Raw genomic sequence first — 18,228 nt, forward strand, 5'->3', positions numbered from 1 at the left:
AGCTCAGCCCTCCAAAATCGCGCGGAACGTGCTTTTTTCCGCTTTGAAAATGTTCTTGATCTGACGCACGGCCGTTGGGGTCGACAGCGCAGACTGGGCGAGGTCATCGGGATCAAGGAGGTTCATGATCTGAATCGTATCCCGGCCACTGCCCGAAGAATGTGTGACCGGCGGCATCAGGGCATCAGATGAAACAGCACCACCATCGGCATAGCCCTGGAAGCGTTGCAGTGCGGCCATGCCGTCACGGCGAAACGCCTCCATGAAGGCCATGGCACCGGGCTCACGCATGCGTTCTTGTGGCTGGACGTACTCGCCAGCGTGGACGATACCGGCCGGTTCATATTTGCTCCCAGGGCCAGTGTAGCCCCCATTTGCAAACCCAGCTGGCATAGCCAATGCCATCGCCATGGCATTTGTTGAAACGAGTGCTGCATTCGCGCCTGCCGCATTAGCACCGAACGATGCCAAGGATGCAAGCGCTGCAGCAGGTGCCCAAGCCAACGCCACCTGACTGGCTGCCAGTGTTTGCTGCGCCATCATGGCGGTAGTAGCAGCGGTACCCAAGGCCTGGTTGACCAAATACTGCACACCCAGCCTGATCAGTGCACTGATCATGTCAATCGCGACTGTACGCGCCACGTTACCCAGAATCTCTTTGAGACTGGCCCCTTCGACGGCAACACGCGCCAGTCCATCAGCCAACCCATCAACCCAGCCCTTGGCACCGCGTCCGAATATATCGGCAAAACCAGCCTCCAGTGTGGTGAAGTCATCCAGGAGTTGCCCCAGCCCTTCAACCAGAACGCTGCCCATGTCACCTTCGCCCAAGCTATTCATCAGGGTGGCTGTTTCAACGTTCAGGCGAGCAATCTGGTTCGTGTAGTAATCGCCCGTGATGGCACCTTGCTCGAACGCATCATTCAAGGCTGTAATACGCGCCGCTACATGTATGATTTCCCCGGCAGTGTCATCCCAAACAGAACGCAATTCCGACGCCATGGCTTCGAAAACGTCCAGCTCCAAATCGGTGCCGGGCATGTTTTCGATCATTGCCTGGATACGATCCCGGCGCTCTGCCGCTTCCTGTTCCAACTGATTGCCGGTTAATGCTGCCCTGAGCGCGGCTGTCGCCGCTTCATCCTTGCGCAGATCGATCCCTTCACGCAGCAGCTGGTTGGTCAGCTGGATCATCTTCGCCTCGATCTCGCGCTCCTTCTGGGGCAGCTTGAGCAGGCGGGCCTGCTCCTCGATCTGGCGGTTGATCTGACGCATGGGGTCGATCTGGTTGAGGTAGCTCTCGCGGGTCTTGGTCAGCTCCCGATTGTATTGCTCCTGCGTGATAACACCCCGTGAGAGGAGTCGATCCGCTGCCTGACGGGCCGCGTTGTAGCGGGTCTGCACGCCGATGGTGGCGGTGTAGATACGGTCCATCTCGGACTGCACCTGGTTGGCCTGGCGAATCAGTACAATCTTTTGCTGCAGGGCTGCAGCTTCTTCCTTACTCAGCGTGATTTTGTTGCCCAGCAACTGCTCTTCAATGCGGTCAAACTGAACCTGGGCTTCGCGCTCGGGTTTGAGCATGTACAGACGCGACAACTCGTTATCCAGCTCGGTGTTGACCTTGGCCAAGCGATCGGCGCGGCTGAGGTCATCCTCACTGGCACCGCGTGACTCACGCAGGGCATCGTTGGCGGTGGCCAACGCCAGGATGTTCTGGGCCAGTTCTGAGTTGACATCGATCTGGTTCTTGCGCAGGAACGCGAGGGCTTGTTCGCGCTCGGTCAGATTCTGTAGACGTTCATTCTGTTTCTGCAGTGATTCCAGATACTCACCGGCTGCCTTCTGGCCATCAAAGCGGCTATCGTTTTGGGCCTGGCGAAGTTTGGCTACTGCCGCTTCCAAAGAGCGAACTTTCTCATTGGCTTCATCCAGGGTCGGCATACTGTCATCCCAAAGCGGGATGTCGGTGTCGTTGAGCTGCTGGATATAGTCACGAGTTTCTTTAGCCTGTTCGAGCATCGTTTCGAGCTGCTCGACACCACCCTCTAACTGATCAAAGCTGGCAGCTTTCACATCTGGAATATTCAGACCGCGAATGATGTCTCGGGTGGCATTGCGGATACGCAGGCTGGCTCGTTCTGTCGCGGAGGCGGCGCGATCCATACCCGACTGGGCATCATTGCCGAAATCGATAAAGGCCGTTGCTGCCAGGCCCAAAGCCACTACAATGCCCAAGGGTCCGCCCAGCATTGCCAGGATACGTCCGCCGATAGCGGTCAAGCCGACAATGGCACGGGTCAACAGGCTGGTAGCCACACTGGCTGCTGAAGCGGCTGCAGCAGAGGCGGCTGTCGCCGTCGTCAGAGACGCTGTCGCGACAGCCGCCGCTTCGCTTGCGACTGCACGGGTACCAAGCGCTGCAGACAATCGTGCTTCCGCTGCCGTATGTGCAGCAACGGCAGCCGCCGCTTTCACATCTAACGCAGCCTTACCGCTGAGCCCTGTGGCCGCTGCTGCAAGTGCAGCTGTTCGGCGCACCTCGGCGGCAGTGGCAGCTACATCCGCTTCGGCCGAAATCACCGCAGCACGTGCTTTCTCAAGCTCTGCTACAGAGGCGGTCTTGGCGGCAACGGCAGCACCCTCATCAGCCAGCGCCTTTTGCATGGCTGCTGTGGCTGCTGCCTTTTGCATGGCTATATTCTTGATACCCTCCGAGGTCATGGCTGTGAGCGAGGCCACGACACGACCAGCCGTCAAAACAAGCGCAGTTTCAAGAGCAGCATCAACGATATCCAGATTGTCGGAGAGTACGTCCAGAAGGTCGGCCAAGTCGGTAATGACGGTCGATACAGCTTCACCCGCACCGGTACCGCTGGACAAAGTACCCACCAACCGGGTGAATGCGGTATCAAACTCCGTTGCAGCCTGTGCAATGGTCTTGACGCGTGTTTCGAACTGCTCATCGACACTGGCCGCTGCTGCGCTCAAGGCATTGACCAGCACATCAGCGGTCAGCTCGCCTTCATTTGCCATTTCACGCAGCTTACCGATATCGACGTTCAGCCCTTCAGCCAGTGCCAACGCCAAGCCTGGGGCCTGTTCCATGACCGAGTTGAATTCTTCGCCACGCAGCACACCAGAAGCCAGCCCTTGACCAAACTGGACCAAGGCCGCTTCAGCGCTGGCGGCCGAGCCACCGGAAATGGCAATTGCCTTGCTGACAGTTTCCGTCAGACGTGCTGATTCCTGCTGGGTAATATTCAGCCGCTCGGCATTTTGAGTGAAACGCTGATATACAGCGGCAGTGGAGTCCAGCTGCTGGCTGGTAGCGCGTGCAATTTGATAGACGTCTGCAGATGACTGCGACAGGGCCGCTTGAGTGTTGGTCACCAGACGGAGCCGGTTTTCATAGGCAGTCCAGGCATCGCTGGCCTGGGTGATCTGCGCCAAGCCAAAACCGGCAGCCAGGGTGAGCGTCACCGCCTTCACCGAGGCGGCCAGAGCGGTCATCCCGCCGCCAAGCTGCTGGGTATTTCCTTGAAGTTGATGGGTGGCGCTGGTGGCCGACTGGATCGCTGCGTCATACTCCCGAGTCGCCCCTGTGGCGCGCTGCATATTGGTAGCAGCCGAGGTGCCCAGTACGCCGATGCCACCCGCTGCCGAGCGACTGGCATTGCCGGCAGAACCGGCACTGGCGGTAGTCTCATCCAGCGCTGCATCCAGCTGCTCGATCTGACGGATCGCCTGTTGCAGGTCGGCTTTAATACGGAGTGCGAGTTCGAGATCTTTATTGGCCATAACATCACCTGAGAGATATAGGTGATGGTGGCATTGATCAGGCGGTGGGTAATTTGAACGAGGGCAAAAAGTTATTCAGATGTCAGGGCACATGGCAGGGCTGGCCAGCCCTGCAGTACAACGTCATTTCCTCAACTCCTTCAGCAGTTTCTTAGCCTCATCACCGCCACAAGTTGCCAGGTTGGTATCAACAAGCCTGTCGGCGCGCCTGCGTCGATGTAGACGCAAGGCGGCGTTGTGGTGAAGGATCAGCTGGCGTTCGGTGTAGCGGCCGATGCGGTCGACGTCGTGTCCGTTGGCGATGAGGTCGGCATAGATGTCGGCCCAGCGGAGGCCTGAACGGCTTTTCGCTGCGCTTCCAGCAGATCCGTGATCGCCCGCGTCTGCAGCGCGCGCACGAAAAAAGGGCCGTTTACACCCCACCAGGTCATCAGCAATGCCTGGCCGTCGGCATCGTTGAGCTGCTCGATCCAGGCTCGGTCCACATCGGCGGCCGTGGCGACCAGCTGCAGCACGGCATCAAGATGCTCAGCCACCACGTCGATCACCCCATCAGTGCTCAAGCCTCCAGACCTGAACAGCTCACCCAGGCTATCGATAAACGGCTGGGCGATCGGGCGGATCTTCAAGCCTTCGACAAAACCGTATTCCCGCACCGTGATCAGTTCACCCTGAATACGCAGCTGGCGTTCAGGGTTGAGGATCTCCAGATCGCTCTGGTGATCCTCAACCGACTGCGGCTTATCGGTCAGCCGAGCCATCAGGCAGCCCCCGGCATCAGCATACGGCCATAGCCGCCCAGCTCAGGATCGACCTCGTTGTGGGAATCGTTCAACAGGGTACCGCTTACTTCCAGGCCACTCATGGTGGTGGCGTGAAAATCAATTTCATTCGTCATGTTGAACTTCGCCCTGTACAGTTCAACACGGGTAAGATCCTTGGCTCCGCGCACGGTATTTTGGGCCACCACGATCAGGTAACGCTCAATGGAGGTCTCAGTGGCGATCGCAATATCCTTACGCGCTCCGTAGTCATAGGCTGCACTGAACGGCTGAGTCAGCGCAGCAGGATCAAGAATCTCGATCATGCCGCCTTTGGCATTTTCAATGCGGTAATGAGTGCCTTCAGTCAGGGTGACTGGCGTGGTGGCAGAGTCTTCCAGCACGGCATTGCTGATATCGACCTCATCCAAGGCCACGAAGTTACCCGCCACCAGATCCGCAGGCAGCACTTCACCGGTTACGCTGCCCGAAGCCACGGTATTCACCGTACCGCCCAAGCCGATGGCGAAGTTCTCCGGCTCACCGTAGTTAAAGGTCAGGGTAAAGTTAGCTTCAACACCGGTTTGCAGGGTCGCACTGGTACGGCGCTGGCCGGAGTAGGACTCCTGGCGCTTCTCTTCGTTGGCGGTGAACTGCGTCTTCAACAGCGCATCGCCCACCCAGCGGGCAGACCTGGGCTTGCCGTTCACGTTTTCCGCCAGGAACACTTTGCCCTGCAGTGAAAAATCTTTCATTGGTTACCCCCTTAGCCCTTGGCTTTCGTGGTGGTTGCCTTGGCCGGTTCCGGACCGTCGGCGGCGATGATGTCACGCTTGATCAAGAACGCCCGCTGCGAGGCGGTGACCTTAATCTTCGCGTCTTTCTTCAGTCGTTTGCCGTTGTGGGTATGATCCTTCAAGAGGACCACTTCAACGGTTGCAGGTGTAGGTTTCGGGGTGCTCATGCGGTGTCTCCGAGGTAATGAGTGGTCGTGAATACATCAATCCAGAGCAATGTATTGGCGTCATACTCCATCACATCGCCCTGATACCAGGCGATCGGTTGCAATGACTCTTCAGGTACCCAGCCAATCAGCGCGGTTCGTACAGCACCAATCAACGGCCGCATCTCCTGCATCACTTCGTCGCCGGTTCGCCCTCTGGCGTTGCGGGATACGGTGATGACACCAAAGGTACACAGCGCCTGGTTGACACCCCGGCGCCGGTTGCCTTCAGGGCTGTCGGGTGAATGCGGGTTACGCTCTGCTGCCAGCACTACATAGGCGCTGCCGGGACGGTAGTCGCGTATGCTTTTGACCGCGCCGTATTCGGCTGCACCACCCACGCCACCAATCAAGCCAGGCACTTGGTCGCGCAGGCGTTGCTGTATGGGAGTGGTGTCGAGGGGTTCGTTCATACACACCCCCTCCCAAATACGCGCCCATCCGACAAGAATTGCACATCCAAATCAGCGCCTTCAGTCTGTATAGGATCATCAGCCCCCAGACTGAACTTGCCGTCAGCCGTCAACTGAAGCAGCCGCATGGCATCGTTGTAGTCGCGCACGATGGGGTCATCCTTGCTGTCGCCAATACGGTCCTTGTGCAGCATGTAGCGCAGAATGGCGCGTGCCCAGGTGGTCACGATCGGCGGCACCGGGTTGAGCGGCAAGTAGCCTCGCCGGGCCAGGAAGCCATCGATTACCGACTTGGCATCTGCCATGGCATCTTCAATGGTGCCCAGCGCCTCATCGGCAACCTCGATCTCTTCGATTGACCAGGTCGAGCGATCGGCACCGGTCAGGGTCGCTTCCATCAGCTCGGAATCGACCACAGCCTCGTGCTCAGGAGTGGCAATTTGGGCCAGTTCTCGGGCACCGGGGCGCTTGGCGAGCTGATCAGAAGTGATGTAGCTCATCGGGTCATCCGCTCGTCGGTGAAGGTTACGCGCTCAACAACCAGGTTCGGTTCCTGCTCCAGGGTCTCCAACTGGCCCTCCTCAAGTTCCTCCATCGCGACACCAAACCCTTCGCGGGTAAAGCGCATGCCGCAACGGCGGAAACTGGCTTTCACCGAGCGTACCCAGATGCCTTCGATCTCGTCTTCAGTCGCTGCTTTCGCTTCCGGCGCATCCTTGGCCGAGCTCTGTTCGGTGGTGTTCGGGGTTGCCGGTTCGGGGGGCTTTGAAGTGGCATTACGGCGTCCGCTTGTGCTTTTAGGTGCTGCCATCGCTTAGTCCTCAATCAAGGCCGGGGAGGCGCCGCTCACGCGGTCGCCAGCCAGGGGTTCATGATCAGTTTGGAGGTGTTGGCCCACTCGTTGGTCTCACCTCCGGCCGCCAGCAGGTTCTGCACGACTTTGCGCGCTGCGCCCTCCATGGTGGATGGCACCATGGTGTGGGTATGACGCAATGCCAGCGGACGCCCATGGTCACCCTTCATCGCCTGCAGGCGTTCGCGTGCTGCCTTGTAGTTGGCCGCATTGAATTCCTGCTTGGAGCGAACCGCCAGCATCCACAGCCCCGGTCCTGCATTCACACGCGCATCGGTCCCGAACAGGAACTTGTCCTTCATGAACACTTCGCTGTCGTTCAGGTTGGTGATGGAGCGGAAGTCATAATCGCGGCGCTTCTGGAACACCATCGGCTTGATGGCACGGCTCAGGTCCATCACGTACCAGGCATCACCGGTACCGCCCATATCATTGCTGACCGACACCTCCTTGCCGGCAGCATTCAGCACTGGGTGGTCGGTATCGAACAACGGCTGACCATCAAAGCAGGTCGGGTTGCTTTCCAGTACTTCGACTGCCAGTTCGTTGGGGTGCTCGCGGCTGGAGCGGCCGAACTCGTTGAACACCGGCCCATACAGGCCGTAGGTATCATCTTCAATGGCGTCGCGCTCGACACCTTCGGTGAGTTCGAACTTGCGGTTCTTGATACTGAAGTCACCGCCTTCCAGGGAGTGAATAACCCGGTCGCCCAGCCACTCACGCATACGCGGCAGCGACTTGAGGAAGGGATACACCTCAACGGCCGTGGTGGACGGTACAACGGTACAGAACTGCTCAAACAGCGAACCGTCATCACCGAGTGAGTCGAAGCCCTGCTGGAAGTGGGTTTTGTACGCTTTGAAAAGCGCTTGCAAGTTGGCAGATGTCAGATCCATGGTGTTCTCCTCGGTTATGCGATCTCAACCCAGACGCCGAGATCATCGACATCCACAATTTTTCCGGCGGCACTGCGGGTGCCGGTGCCATCGGTCGCGGCGACCGTCTGGTCATCCACGATGTAAGCCGTGCCCCCGATATGGGTGCGATCGACCGTGTCGGTGCCATCGTTTTCAAAACGCCAGGTGCCTTTCTCTGTCTCAATCGACTCAGCCCCTGCGGCGCCGGCGCTGTTATCGACGGTGGCCATAGCAACCCCTCGTGCAGTCAGCCCAGTGCCAGTGACCCCTTTCGTGGCATTGCCACTGGCATCCAGCACCACCAGCGCACCGGCAAAAATCACGACGGCTGCGGCCATTGGGTCGTTGCAGCGCTTATTCAGGCGCTCCGGGGTGTTACGTTCTTTGGTCAGTGCAGTCACGGATCACCTCCTTAATGGGCCTGAACAGGGTTGGCAGCACGATAGGCTTCAGGGGTGATCCCCATCGACTTACAAACAGCCAGCTCTTCTGTGGAAAGTGCGTCAGGCTTAGCCTCGGGCACCGGCGGCTTGCCATTGGTCTGAGTGGCCCCTTTCAAGGCGGCCACAGCCGGAGCGTCCTGCAAGTAGTTTTTGCATGCCGCAAGTCCCTGCTGCTTGAGCCAGTCAGCTGTTGCCTGGCCCGCGATACGTCCATCGTCTAAGCCCTGCTTGATCAGCATATCCAGCTCGGCGGTTTCATTACCGGCCTTGAGCGCGGCCAGCTGCTGATTGGCCTCATTGAGTACCGCTACAGGCACAAACTGGGACATATCCGGCTTGGCAGTTGCCTTGAGTGCGGCCACCTCGTCTTTTGCATCCTTGGCAGAGGACTTCAGTGCCACAATAGCTGCCTCGATCTGCTCGTCGGTGGCGCCGTCTTCCAGGCCCAGCGCCTTGAGCAATTTCGCTTTATCCATACTGTCCTCCTCAGGTTCGATGGATTCGGTTGAGGCCATGCGCGCCGCTGCCAATGCAGGAACGGCGGTATCGATAGCCGGGGTGTTCGTCAGGGCGATATGCAGGATGTCCAGCGGTTCGCCGTTCTGGTCATAGGGAAATACAGGAGAGAGATAGCGGTATTCATCCGCATTGATCGCCTGGCTGGCAGCTGCCGTCCAGGTCACACGGCCATACAATCCATCATCACGCCATTGCAGGCTGTTACGGTCCACCCAACCAGCTGCTGGTGCAGGTTTGCCATTCTGGTCTGCCAGCAGCGTTTGATGTTCATAGTCAATGGCGATATCGGTGCTGCGGGCAGCCGCCAGGGATATGATCTGCTGCGCACGGGTCTCCGTCAGGTTCCAGGGCCCAGATCCGGCCAGTGCGCCACGAGGCGCTTCAAAGCGCCCACCCGGCATCAGGCGCACCACATCGGTATTGGGCATGACTTGCAGAGCACAGGCGGCGATCAACAGCTTTTTCATTACATGACTCGCTCCGGTCAGGGTGACTGGTTTCAAATGCGTTTTTACTGCGTTCGAAGTCAGCCTAAGCGGAGTGACCCGGTGTGTAATTTGAACGGGGGCAAAACTTGCAGACGGGGTGTTTCAGCTCTGAAACAGCAAATGCAGGTCAGGACTGGCACGCAATCCTTTTTATAAAAGCGAAAATGGCCTTGTGACGGCCTTTTTGAGGGCTGGTGGCAGTGGTTGTAGCCCTGAGCGCCTGTCAGGGGCTTAGAAAGGCGCTCAGGCGGTCGGTGGTATTATCGACTGGATACCGCCCTGGCGAGGTAATCACGCGCCATAGCCAGCAGGTCGTTGTTATCCTCGTCACTGGTTCCCAACCAGGGGCGTGCCGGGATCTTGGTTTTGTGCGCACCGATGTTCGCGTTTTGGGCGAAGTCAGATTTTCCAGGTTTAACGAACCGGCTGCCGACAGACCCGTCCCGATTGCGCTTGAAGTACAGGGTGGTATCCCGTGCTTGGTGTTGGATCTCGGCGCCAAACTGATGCACTGCACCGTAGGGGCGATCGGTACCGAAGGCCAGACCTTCATCATCAATCACACCCCGCAACGTATTCATCAGGTAGCCGCGCAACACCAGAGTCTTGTCAGAATTCTGCTTCTTGCGCTCTCGGTACCGAGGCGAAAGTGGTGCCCAAGGCGTACCATCGGGCGCACGCTGATCACTGAAACGCTTTCGATGGGTACGGGTCAGGTATTCACGAATGTTGGCCAGCATCGGCCGTGGGTTCTCCAGCGCCTCCAATGCCGTAGTTAATGAACGACTGGCAGACTGGTTGTTCAGCTCGATATCGATACGCGCACCGGCCATGGTTTTCTCCTATAATTGGGTTAACCGCGATGAATACGCCCCCGGCAATTGGGCCGCCAAGCATCGCGGGACCGCAGGTGCCGGCCTGCGGTCACTCCTCATCTCTGCTGTACAATCTGACACCCACCCGCATATCGTCGATGTCATGAGCATCGGGCTGAAACACGGTGACCCCGCTCCACCCATCGGCTGCAATCTCGAACACGGCCAACGCCGGCAAGATCTGATTCGGCAGGCTGAACTGGGCGATATAGCGGCGGCGAACAATGGCTTTCTTCTGGGCATGGTGCCATTCCAGGCGGACCCAGATCTCATCCGGATCGGTCACGGCTTCGGCCAGTAACGGCAAGTAGCTGCCACGGCCACGTTTGTCGGCTTTCAAAGCGCCAGTGCTGCGATCGGTAAACAGATCCTTACCCATCACCAGGCGCTCATCAATCACGTCACGGTATACAACAGGGCTATCCAGGTCGGCTCCAAACGGTTGCAGGAAGGCACGGGCGTACTCTTCCTGCGTCAACCCTTCGGGCAGCAGCTGGTCCGGGTTGGCCGGACGTGGCTCAGGCAATGGCGCATTGGGGCGGGTATTGGGCAAACCCTGGCCACCGGTCGAGCCAGAGATCGGTGGCTCAGGGCGTTCAGGCGGAATAGCACTCTGTAAACGGGCACGGCCGGGGGTGTACTCAAAGCCGGGATCGATCCCCTCGGGCACCCGTACGTTGCGGGGGCCGCTGGGGCTGCGCTGGCCGATTTCGACCGTTTGCCAGTTCTCAGCCGGGGCATCGCCCAACTTTAGCTGTTGTTGCTGGATGTCATACTCCGACAGGCCGGTGACATAGCACTGGCAACCCCAGCCACCCGGCGGGAAGTGCGCCTTCCACCAAAGGTTATCGGCGCGCAGGATAAGACCATCCCATGCCAGGTGATGCTCACGCGGGTGGGTAACGGAATCGTTATGGTGGTATTGCCAGTACGGCAGTGTGTCGCGGTCGTTCCACAGCTGTTCGAACCGGCCCGCGTTGTAGCTGCTGAACAGGTTGGTTTCATAGATCACCCGGCTGCGCCAGTTGCGACCGCCGTTATAGTCCCAGCCGTGTTTTGAAACGATGTTGTCAAAATCCTTGCGGAAGTCTTCCAGGGTGCCGCCGTCAGTGATCATGCGTTCGATGGACTCGCGGAAGTCGCCCACGATCGCATCGCGGTTGGCGCCGGCCACCATAAACGCCCAGTCATGTTCCTGGGTGTAGATATCGGTCCAGTGGCGCGTCGGGATGTTCAGCTTCTGCCGAATAAAGTCGATCTGCTGCGGGAACGGCACCGAGCCATAGGACACGCTGGGCATCAGGACTGTTCCTCTTTGATCTCATTCATGCCCGCCAGATGAGCAGCAGCACCGGCTTCAGCCAGCGCCTCAGCGTACCGATCCAGTGACAGGTTGGGATACACCGTCAGCAAGCGATCGCGCAGTTCTTCAAGGCTGCCCACCTCATTCGCCAAGGTTCGCACTTGGTTGATCCATTCAGTTTGTGCCGGTTCTGCCGCTGCACGCGCTTGTTCCTGCATCTGAGCTGGTGGCTGGGTAGCTGGTGGTATATCCGCTCGCAGGGCCGCGATCGGGGCCTGTCGGGTGGCGCCCAAGGCAACAGGCTCAGTGGGTAAAGGCTGGACGGCAGGCTTCAGTACTTCATCTTTCTCGGTAGCTTCCGGTATGCCGGTCTTCTCATGTGCCCACCAGACCGGTATCCGCATCCCCATATCGACAAAGGTCGGCAACGACTGTGACAGGGCGGCATAGTCCTTGGCCTCTTCGGTTTCCAGGTAGAACTGGGGCGCCCGACGGATATCGTCGATGCCGAAGTTCATGGCGGCCATCGGCCAGAGCATGCAGCGCTTGATGGTGCCTGCGTACTGGCGTGCATCAGCCCGAATCAGGCTGGCCTGACCACGCTCATGTACATTGCCCAATGCGTTGGTGTTGGTACCTTCACCGGTACCGCTGGTCAGCGTTCCGCCCAAGATGGATTTGGCGATGGAGCGTTCACACCAGTCCAGCATCAGCTTGAACATGTCAGCTCCACCAGCGGCACCCGCCGCCGTCATGAACTCAATGCTCATGCCCTCGGGGATGATGCCGGCAGCGTTGTGCCCAAGGCTGGTGACGGCACGAAGCAACGTGGCTTTCTCAGACGGTTTAGCGTTACTGGGGTATTTACCGATACGTGCTGGCAATCCGTAGATTTCCAACAGTTCGGCCAGGTCAGAGACCGAGAAATGCTTGAACAGGTATGGCCAGGCCAGCTGACGGTGCAGGCCACTGCGGGCTACATAACCCGGTTTGGCACGGTGACGGTGTTGCACCCAGCCCAACGGCCAAAGATCGGCTCCTTGAGCGCTGTTGTCACGTAGGGTAATCAGGTTCTGGTCATCCGGGTGCAAGCGAAACCAGCTATGTGGGCGCAGCTCAGGCTGCTCGACAAAACGCAGGCTGCCATCCAATGCCCAGGACTGTTCCAGGTTGACCCAACCGTGGCCGATGCCAGCCCCCAGATCAATGATCAGATCTTCTACTTCAAGGCCGGCAAAGGCCTCGGCGGCCTGATCGGCGGCTCTCTTCTCCTGGCGGCTGGCATTGTCTGGCGGCACGATCTGCCACTCCAGTTCAGCGGCCAGCTGGCGGCGCTTGGCAATGTCGGCCCCGATCTGGGTATCACGCTCTTCCATATCCTCAAACAGCTCGCTCTGCGCCTTCAAATCGCCTTGCTCGGCGGCCTCAAGGATCTCGTGCAAGCGTGCCGGCGTCAGGCCCCGGCTGGGGTGTTCAGCGAACTCGCGCTTCAGCTGAGCCACTCGGGCATCGCCGGTCTGGTTCTCTTTAAGTGCCTGCTGACTATCGCCGAACAAACGGCGCATAAACCCTGGAATCTTTACCATGCTCGGCCTCCTTGTACTGTGTAATCGTCTTCGTCCCAGTCATCGCCGGATGACCAGCGGCCGGACGGTGGGGCTGGAATGAACTCAATCGAAGTGGCGGGACCACTGGCCGCATGAATCGCAAGCCCCAGTGCCCAGAAACGGTCCGAGTGACCATCCGGCGTACGCTCGGCGGTGAACCGCACGTTGCCGGCAGCGGTGACCTGTTTTGTCACCTGCCGTAAGTCGGCGCGGATCTTGGGGTCGTGGGGAATGCGGATCTTGCGGTCTTCCATACCGGAGCGGATCGGATATGCCAGCTGCTCTTTCACAGCGGTGGTGAACGTCACAGCTTCAACCCGATAGGTACCGAACTGATCCTGGGCATCATCGGCCCAGCCGATCCCCAGGCCGGTGGCATCGATACAGATGCGATCAGCCTTGGCGAACCAAGGCCAGAGCACGGCTTCCTGCTCGGACTTGCGCATGTTCTGCAGACACTCGACATGGCGGGTGTAGAGCACATCGCCCAGCTTCTCGATCACCCACAGCACGGTCAGGTCTTTCTTGCGGCCGATATCGACGCCGATGAACAGGCGACCACTCTCGAACTGTTGCCAGTCGGTACCGCCGGGGTATTCAGCGGCCGCGATCAGGTCGTATTCAAGGAAGGCCGCATCATCGTCGGCCGGGTTGCACATGTACTCCTGCTGGAAGGACTCTTCATCGGCACAGCCGGAGCGAACGAAGTCGAAATACGCAGCTTCGTCCATATCCTGGCGTTCATCACCTGCTGGTAGCATCTGCTGCAGCTTGAACAGAAAACCCTGATCCAGTGCGTCCTGCAGCGTCACGCGGTGATGACTGATACCTTTGGGGTTGCCATTCTCTTTGATCTCGCGGATCAGCTGATTGAAGAAGTTGTGCGAGCCTCGGTGCGTAGAAATCACTTCCAGAATGCCGCCCCAGGTGATACCCGGATAAGCGATGGACCAGAGCTTGCGCGGGTCCGGGTGCAGGGCGAATTCGTCCAGGGCACGGCTGCCGCGCTTACCGGCTTGTGCATCCGGGTTGCTCGACATGCTGTGAATGCGGCGACCGCTTGCGAACTCCAGCACATAGGCAGAGATCCGCTTCTCGGGATCGACGACCACCTCGCCCAGGTCGTTGGCGGCCATGTTCATGATCTTCGCCCACATCTTGCAGTCTTCGATGAACAGACGCGCCTGCAACTCGTCACGGCTACTGACCCACTGGTCGAACCGTGCGCCCTGTGCGGCGGTGCGTTCGTCGGAAGCGTAAGCGGTCGACCAGGACAGGCCGATCTGACGGCCTTTTTCCATCAGCTTCAGGCGGCTGGAGTCGGTGATCCATTTGGATTGGTACGGCAGGAAGATGGCGTCCGGGTTGGCCGGCACAACCTTCGCGTTACCCTTAATCGGCGCAGACATCAGCCAATCCCCAGCGCTTCGCGAATGGCTTGTTTGGTGTCTTCGGTGACACCACCTCTGCTCGGCATGGCCGCCAGCTTCTCCTTCTGCTCCCGCAGCAGCTCCTGCCGGGCTGCCTCGGCGATATCTTCCTGGTACTTCTTCAGCGTCACGCTGGAGCGTGTCAGGGTGGCGATGTTCTTGGCCGCATCCGACAGAAGGCCGATCCGCTGCGCGATATCGACCTCTTCAGCGTCAGCTTCTTGCAGGGACATGATCGATTCGAACAGCTCAGACTGGATCATGGCCGTCAGTGCCTCAGAACGGGCGTCTTCCCGGTCACCGGCATGGGCGCGGATAATCTTAGCCGCTTCGGTGCTGGCCCGAATGGCGGATAAGCGCTTCTCCAGCTTTTGGCCGTAACGGTGCACAGCGCTTCGGCTGGGCAACTCTTCGGCATGTTCTGGAAACCGGCCCTGCAGGTCAGCGATCAGTTCATCCAGTGTCATGCGGTCTTCGACCAGACGCTGCTCAATGTGGCGCTTCACCTCGTCGGGCAGGCGTGCGATGGATGAGCGCCCCGGTCGAGCGATCAAAGGCATGGATTCGTCGTGCTCACTCATCCTGCGCACCTCACCAGTACTTCTCAGGGCGGGCGATGCCTGGGCGGCAGTCGACTGTGTATTCAGCGATATCGGTACCGAGGCTGGTCAGGTCGCAATGCCAGCGGCCGTCCGGTTTCTTGTCGACATCAACCATTTTGCGATCGAACAGGTAATCGATCTCTTTGCGCAGCTCCAGCGGTGTGGCATCCGGATATTCACTGCGCACCACCGACAGCACCAGGTGCTCGAAGGCACCGATCGGACGAGCGTTGTTCAGCGTCAGCAGAATCAGCCAGCGCATCGATTCACGGCGTACACGTTCCATATCAATTTGCTGCATTTTGACCTCCTACCAGCCCATGCAACGGTGTGGTTTGCAGCCTGCTCGCCAGACTGTCCAGCTTTGCTTCCAAACGGCTTTGCCCCCGGATGTAGTCTTCGTTGCGCACGTACTTTTCGGGCAGCTGAGCCCGCAGCTCCATCAGGTCACGTTCCACCTTGGTCACGGCGTGATGGTTGCGTTGCTCGCTTTCTTCGATTCGGTTCAATCGTTGATTCAGCGCCTCGAACTTGCTATCGAGCTGCTGTGTAAAGAGCCGTCCTACATACTTGGCCAGCGCCCAGTAGCCCCCGATCAACGTGAGCACGACAGCCACCAGGCTGATCACATCCCGCAGCTCAATTGCCTCCATCTTCATCTCCCTGTAAGCGGTGTATCAGTTCAAACACACGACCCGCGCAGAGGCCGTACTGGTCATATAAAATCTTCAACGCGATTGCAGCCGCGTCGGGGCTGCCATCGCCCGGTTCAATCGGTGGTGGGCACGGTACCGTCAAGACCGCTGGCTGCGGCTTTGGCGGCGCGGTTACGGGCGTCGGTGAGTTCGCGCATGACGCGGTCGTCGAAGCGGCAATCAGCACGCAGAGCAGCCGTTTCATGCAGCACCTCCTTGAGTGTTTGTGTGGTCGAGTCGTCGTGGGTTTGGCGCTGTGCAATCAGGCGGTTAAGCCGCTCGCTGGCGGCATTGGCCTCCCGTACCTGCTGTGCGTGTTGTTCAAGCAGCGATGTGAAGCTGGCGACCGTCTGGCTGTCGGCGGCGGCCTGTACTTCGAGCGCCCCGTGATCTCGCCCCACCCAGTAGCCGCCCGCCGCACCTGTAATCAGGGCGGCAAGGGCCAGTGAGACTGTCTTGGCGCTGGGCATCAGCATGATCCAGTCCCCCAGCCTGCGGCCTTGTAGAGTGGTTCCCAGCGCAGCAGAATCAGACGCACATACTGGCGGTTTTCCTTGCGCGCCCAATCGGCTCGGCGGGTGTGGTACTCAACGCTGTCGAACCACGTGGCAGGATCGGCCCCCTCAGCCGACGCTAGGCGTTGATCGCGTTGTACCCAGCCGAAGCCGCCGTTATAACCACTCAGCATCATGGCAATGGCATTGCACTCATCTGCCGCCCGCACCCTGACGTAGATCCAGCGGTCGTAAATCACCAATGCACGCAACGCCCAGCCGGGGTTCATCGGCTGATTACTGCCCAGCGCATCGGGGTAGAGTTCGGCCATCCACGCTGAGGTGCCTGGCATAAACTGCGCCATGCCCCGAGCACCCACCGGGCTGACTGCATCAGGCATCCAACGGGACTCTTGATGAATCTGAGCGGCAAAGGTCGCAATGGGCGCGTCCAGCCCCCAATACGCATGAGCACTGCGGGTCAGCGTGCGTTGGTACTGCTTGGCGACGGCCGGAATGGTGGATGCCTCGGCAGGCTGGCAGCTGACGATCAAGACCAGCAAAGCCAGAATGGACAGCGCCCAGGCCGGCGCTTCGACGTTGCCCCAGACTTTTGCAAGCCAGTCCATGGTCACAGCCCCAGCGTCAGGCCCAGCACACAGGCCAGGACGATCAGAGCGCGGCGGAGGGTGGCAAAGGCTGCCTGCTGCCAGTTCAGTCGATGACACTCACCGTCGGACTGCGCTGCCGCTGCAATGAATTTATGTGGCCGTGCATAAGGAAACAGAGTGCGATCCAGCCAATAGGCCAACACGGCGGCGATGGTGACCAGCGCTATTTTGTACAGCACTACCGGCAGCTGCTGCGGACTGATCACAGAAATCCCAGCCAACAGCACAACGCTGACGACCAGCCAGACAACCAGGCGGGGAATGGAAAGTTTTGAGAGCAGGTTTTGCAGCATGTCGGCGTCCTCTGACTGTTGTGGATACAGTCAGAGCATGACGCCGATCAGGTAGGGAGTAATTTGAACAGGGGCAAAATCACCCCCTTTTCAGACATGCAGATTAAGGTGCGCTTTCTTCAACGAGTGACAGCACTTCTATCAGGTTGGGGATATATTGTTTTTTTGCAGTGGAGTAACGGTAATGAACGATAACGTTCGCCCGTACCGTAAATCGCCCAGCGAGATGATGTGGATCAACTGCATCAGCAAGCTGCAATTTGACCCTCGTTTTTGTCAGGTGTGGTATGACACCACTCCAGCCACGTGAGGCACTATCTCGATCGGTGGCACGGATTTCCAAATCCACATCATCGTAGCTTTCCGAAATCTCGTCTGGCTCCATAGAAAAGACAGCAGGGGCCTGTGTGACGATATCCGCGTCCATGGCTGGAATATTGGTACCTTCGCCAATATGCACCGAGCTACCGCCCGGCTCACGCTTAGCAGGTGCAACCACCTTAACCGAGTTTTCAGCCAGCTTTTTTCGATCTCTGGCAGCAACAGACTCAACAATGGTCATAAACTCTTGAGGAGTCATGTTGTAGGACTCAGCACCAATCACAATGACCGGGCTATCTTGCAAGTTGATGGAAACTGAAGGGTTCGATCCTGCAGGCTGGGCCGCATTGATCGCATATACAGTTCCAGTTGCAATCAATGCCGCTATCACGCCCGAAACGACTGTGGCTTTGATCACGGGATAACCACCTCCTGGTAGTTTATGGTATGCACCAATCGCCAAATTGCGGAGCTTATCCGCGGCTGCGTCCATGCTTGCTTCGTCCTTGAACGTCAGCCGAAGCAAGAAACGCTCTATAAACGAGCCTTCCTCAAGCCCCTCTACCAGGGCGTTGACTGTCAGGACCTCAGCACCAAGCAGACGACTATAGGCATCTGCCAAAAATGTGGTGGCTATTTTATCCATGCCGATCAAGGATTCAACAACATCCTTTATCGGTAACGGCTCCCTTGTACCGTAGTACACAACATGCTCAAAGCTCAATTCAGCTGACACTAT

Annotated in this window: 21 protein-coding genes; all 21 read right to left on the bottom strand. The window is 58.6% G+C overall.

All coding sequences use genetic code 11. The features are described 5' to 3' along the window. Nucleotides 1–3: 3 nt before the first annotated feature. Complete coding sequence (locus CFI10_RS07115) at nt 4–3,801, bottom strand: tape measure protein (RefSeq protein WP_206840900.1); 3,798 nt, start codon at nt 3,799–3,801, stop codon at nt 4–6. 248 nt (nt 3,802–4,049) lie between these two features. Further along, nucleotides 4,050–4,562 carry a DUF6631 family protein gene (locus tag CFI10_RS07120; protein WP_206840903.1) on the bottom strand — a complete coding sequence of 171 codons (513 nt, stop codon included), beginning with the start codon at nt 4,560–4,562 and terminating at the stop codon, nt 4,050–4,052. Beyond that, nucleotides 4,562–5,317, bottom strand: a complete 756-nt coding sequence (locus tag CFI10_RS07125; protein WP_206840905.1) for a phage tail tube protein — start codon at nt 5,315–5,317, stop codon at nt 4,562–4,564. Before CFI10_RS07125 ends, CFI10_RS07120 begins: the two co-directional genes overlap by 1 nt. 11 nt (nt 5,318–5,328) lie before the next feature. Continuing rightward, on the bottom strand, nt 5,329–5,526 hold the full coding sequence (locus tag CFI10_RS07130; protein WP_206840907.1) for a DUF7210 family protein: 198 nt from the start codon (nt 5,524–5,526) through the stop codon (nt 5,329–5,331). Further along, nucleotides 5,523–5,978 (bottom strand): phage tail terminator protein, encoded by a 456-nt coding sequence (locus tag CFI10_RS07135; protein WP_206840909.1) that lies wholly within the window; start codon nt 5,976–5,978, stop codon nt 5,523–5,525. The genes CFI10_RS07130 and CFI10_RS07135 overlap by 4 nt, the downstream gene beginning before the upstream one ends. Continuing rightward, nucleotides 5,975–6,478, bottom strand: a complete 504-nt coding sequence (locus CFI10_RS07140) for a gp436 family protein (RefSeq protein WP_206840911.1) — start codon at nt 6,476–6,478, stop codon at nt 5,975–5,977. Before CFI10_RS07140 ends, CFI10_RS07135 begins: the two co-directional genes overlap by 4 nt. After that, the gene (locus tag CFI10_RS07145) at nt 6,475–6,789 is read right to left on the bottom strand and encodes an HI1506-related protein (RefSeq protein ID WP_206840913.1); all 315 of its coding nucleotides are present in this window, start codon (nt 6,787–6,789) and stop codon (nt 6,475–6,477) included. The genes CFI10_RS07140 and CFI10_RS07145 overlap by 4 nt, the downstream gene beginning before the upstream one ends. A 35-nt stretch (nt 6,790–6,824) precedes the next feature. After that, nucleotides 6,825–7,727 (bottom strand): Mu-like prophage major head subunit gpT family protein, encoded by a 903-nt coding sequence (locus CFI10_RS07150; RefSeq protein WP_206840915.1) that lies wholly within the window; start codon nt 7,725–7,727, stop codon nt 6,825–6,827. Between the two features lie 14 nt (nt 7,728–7,741). Beyond that, a complete protein-coding gene (locus tag CFI10_RS07155) occupies nt 7,742–8,149 on the bottom strand; it encodes a hypothetical protein (RefSeq protein ID WP_242530151.1) in 408 nt (135 codons plus the stop codon). Between the two features lie 11 nt (nt 8,150–8,160). Beyond that, entirely contained in the window at nt 8,161–9,177 is a 1,017-nt protein-coding gene (locus CFI10_RS07160; protein ID WP_206840917.1) for a phage protease, read from the bottom strand. 281 nt (nt 9,178–9,458) lie between these two features. Further along, a complete protein-coding gene (locus CFI10_RS07165) occupies nt 9,459–10,031 on the bottom strand; it encodes a phage virion morphogenesis protein (RefSeq protein ID WP_206840920.1) in 573 nt (190 codons plus the stop codon). Nucleotides 10,032–10,122: 91 nt separating this feature from the next. Beyond that, the gene (locus CFI10_RS07170) at nt 10,123–11,373 is read right to left on the bottom strand and encodes a PBECR2 nuclease fold domain-containing protein (RefSeq protein ID WP_206840922.1); all 1,251 of its coding nucleotides are present in this window, start codon (nt 11,371–11,373) and stop codon (nt 10,123–10,125) included. Further along, nucleotides 11,373–12,962: a DUF935 domain-containing protein gene (locus tag CFI10_RS07175; protein WP_206840924.1), complete on the bottom strand. Its 1,590-nt coding sequence runs from the start codon at nt 12,960–12,962 to the stop codon at nt 11,373–11,375. The genes CFI10_RS07170 and CFI10_RS07175 overlap by 1 nt, the downstream gene beginning before the upstream one ends. Next, entirely contained in the window at nt 12,956–14,392 is a 1,437-nt protein-coding gene (locus CFI10_RS07180; RefSeq protein ID WP_206840926.1) for a phage terminase large subunit family protein, read from the bottom strand. The genes CFI10_RS07175 and CFI10_RS07180 overlap by 7 nt, the downstream gene beginning before the upstream one ends. Then, nucleotides 14,392–14,994: a phage protein Gp27 family protein gene (locus tag CFI10_RS07185; RefSeq protein WP_206840929.1), complete on the bottom strand. Its 603-nt coding sequence runs from the start codon at nt 14,992–14,994 to the stop codon at nt 14,392–14,394. The genes CFI10_RS07180 and CFI10_RS07185 overlap by 1 nt, the downstream gene beginning before the upstream one ends. Nucleotides 14,995–15,004: 10 nt before the next feature. Then, on the bottom strand, nt 15,005–15,316 hold the full coding sequence (locus tag CFI10_RS07190) for a hypothetical protein (protein ID WP_206840931.1): 312 nt from the start codon (nt 15,314–15,316) through the stop codon (nt 15,005–15,007). Then, complete coding sequence (locus CFI10_RS07195) at nt 15,303–15,668, bottom strand: hypothetical protein (protein ID WP_206840933.1); 366 nt, start codon at nt 15,666–15,668, stop codon at nt 15,303–15,305. Before CFI10_RS07195 ends, CFI10_RS07190 begins: the two co-directional genes overlap by 14 nt. 116 nt (nt 15,669–15,784) lie before the next feature. Then, nucleotides 15,785–16,186 carry a hypothetical protein gene (locus CFI10_RS07200; RefSeq protein WP_206840935.1) on the bottom strand — a complete coding sequence of 134 codons (402 nt, stop codon included), beginning with the start codon at nt 16,184–16,186 and terminating at the stop codon, nt 15,785–15,787. Next, nucleotides 16,180–16,833, bottom strand: a complete 654-nt coding sequence (locus tag CFI10_RS07205; protein WP_206840937.1) for a transglycosylase SLT domain-containing protein — start codon at nt 16,831–16,833, stop codon at nt 16,180–16,182. The genes CFI10_RS07200 and CFI10_RS07205 overlap by 7 nt, the downstream gene beginning before the upstream one ends. Nucleotides 16,834–16,835: 2 nt before the next feature. Continuing rightward, nucleotides 16,836–17,168 carry a putative holin gene (locus tag CFI10_RS07210; RefSeq protein ID WP_206840940.1) on the bottom strand — a complete coding sequence of 111 codons (333 nt, stop codon included), beginning with the start codon at nt 17,166–17,168 and terminating at the stop codon, nt 16,836–16,838. A gap of 103 nt (nt 17,169–17,271) precedes the next feature. Beyond that, nucleotides 17,272–18,225, bottom strand: a complete 954-nt coding sequence (locus CFI10_RS07215) for a hypothetical protein (protein ID WP_206840942.1) — start codon at nt 18,223–18,225, stop codon at nt 17,272–17,274. Nucleotides 18,226–18,228 lie beyond the last annotated feature (3 nt).

It is taken from the genome of Marinobacterium iners (assembly GCF_017310015.1).
Classification (GTDB): Bacteria; Pseudomonadota; Gammaproteobacteria; order Pseudomonadales; family Balneatricaceae; genus Marinobacterium; species Marinobacterium iners.

Excerpts from the sequence above, each read along its gene's own strand:
- CFI10_RS07115 (WP_206840900.1), bottom strand. The coding sequence starts at position 3,801 with ATGGCCAATAAAGATCTCGAACTCGCACTCCGTATTAAAGCCGACCTG.
- CFI10_RS07120 (WP_206840903.1), bottom strand. The coding sequence starts at position 4,562 with ATGGCTCGGCTGACCGATAAGCCGCAGTCGGTTGAGGATCACCAGAGC.
- CFI10_RS07125 (WP_206840905.1), bottom strand. The coding sequence starts at position 5,317 with ATGAAAGATTTTTCACTGCAGGGCAAAGTGTTCCTGGCGGAAAACGTG.
- CFI10_RS07130 (WP_206840907.1), bottom strand. The coding sequence starts at position 5,526 with ATGAGCACCCCGAAACCTACACCTGCAACCGTTGAAGTGGTCCTCTTG.
- CFI10_RS07135 (WP_206840909.1), bottom strand. The coding sequence starts at position 5,978 with ATGAACGAACCCCTCGACACCACTCCCATACAGCAACGCCTGCGCGAC.
- CFI10_RS07140 (WP_206840911.1), bottom strand. The coding sequence starts at position 6,478 with ATGAGCTACATCACTTCTGATCAGCTCGCCAAGCGCCCCGGTGCCCGA.
- CFI10_RS07145 (WP_206840913.1), bottom strand. The coding sequence starts at position 6,789 with ATGGCAGCACCTAAAAGCACAAGCGGACGCCGTAATGCCACTTCAAAG.
- CFI10_RS07150 (WP_206840915.1), bottom strand. The coding sequence starts at position 7,727 with ATGGATCTGACATCTGCCAACTTGCAAGCGCTTTTCAAAGCGTACAAA.
- CFI10_RS07160 (WP_206840917.1), bottom strand. The coding sequence starts at position 9,177 with ATGAAAAAGCTGTTGATCGCCGCCTGTGCTCTGCAAGTCATGCCCAAT.
- CFI10_RS07165 (WP_206840920.1), bottom strand. The coding sequence starts at position 10,031 with ATGGCCGGTGCGCGTATCGATATCGAGCTGAACAACCAGTCTGCCAGT.
- CFI10_RS07170 (WP_206840922.1), bottom strand. The coding sequence starts at position 11,373 with ATGCCCAGCGTGTCCTATGGCTCGGTGCCGTTCCCGCAGCAGATCGAC.
- CFI10_RS07175 (WP_206840924.1), bottom strand. The coding sequence starts at position 12,962 with ATGGTAAAGATTCCAGGGTTTATGCGCCGTTTGTTCGGCGATAGTCAG.
- CFI10_RS07180 (WP_206840926.1), bottom strand. The coding sequence starts at position 14,392 with ATGTCTGCGCCGATTAAGGGTAACGCGAAGGTTGTGCCGGCCAACCCG.
- CFI10_RS07185 (WP_206840929.1), bottom strand. The coding sequence starts at position 14,994 with ATGAGTGAGCACGACGAATCCATGCCTTTGATCGCTCGACCGGGGCGC.
- CFI10_RS07190 (WP_206840931.1), bottom strand. The coding sequence starts at position 15,316 with ATGCAGCAAATTGATATGGAACGTGTACGCCGTGAATCGATGCGCTGG.
- CFI10_RS07195 (WP_206840933.1), bottom strand. The coding sequence starts at position 15,668 with ATGGAGGCAATTGAGCTGCGGGATGTGATCAGCCTGGTGGCTGTCGTG.
- CFI10_RS07200 (WP_206840935.1), bottom strand. The coding sequence starts at position 16,186 with ATGCTGATGCCCAGCGCCAAGACAGTCTCACTGGCCCTTGCCGCCCTG.
- CFI10_RS07205 (WP_206840937.1), bottom strand. The coding sequence starts at position 16,833 with ATGGACTGGCTTGCAAAAGTCTGGGGCAACGTCGAAGCGCCGGCCTGG.
- CFI10_RS07210 (WP_206840940.1), bottom strand. The coding sequence starts at position 17,168 with ATGCTGCAAAACCTGCTCTCAAAACTTTCCATTCCCCGCCTGGTTGTC.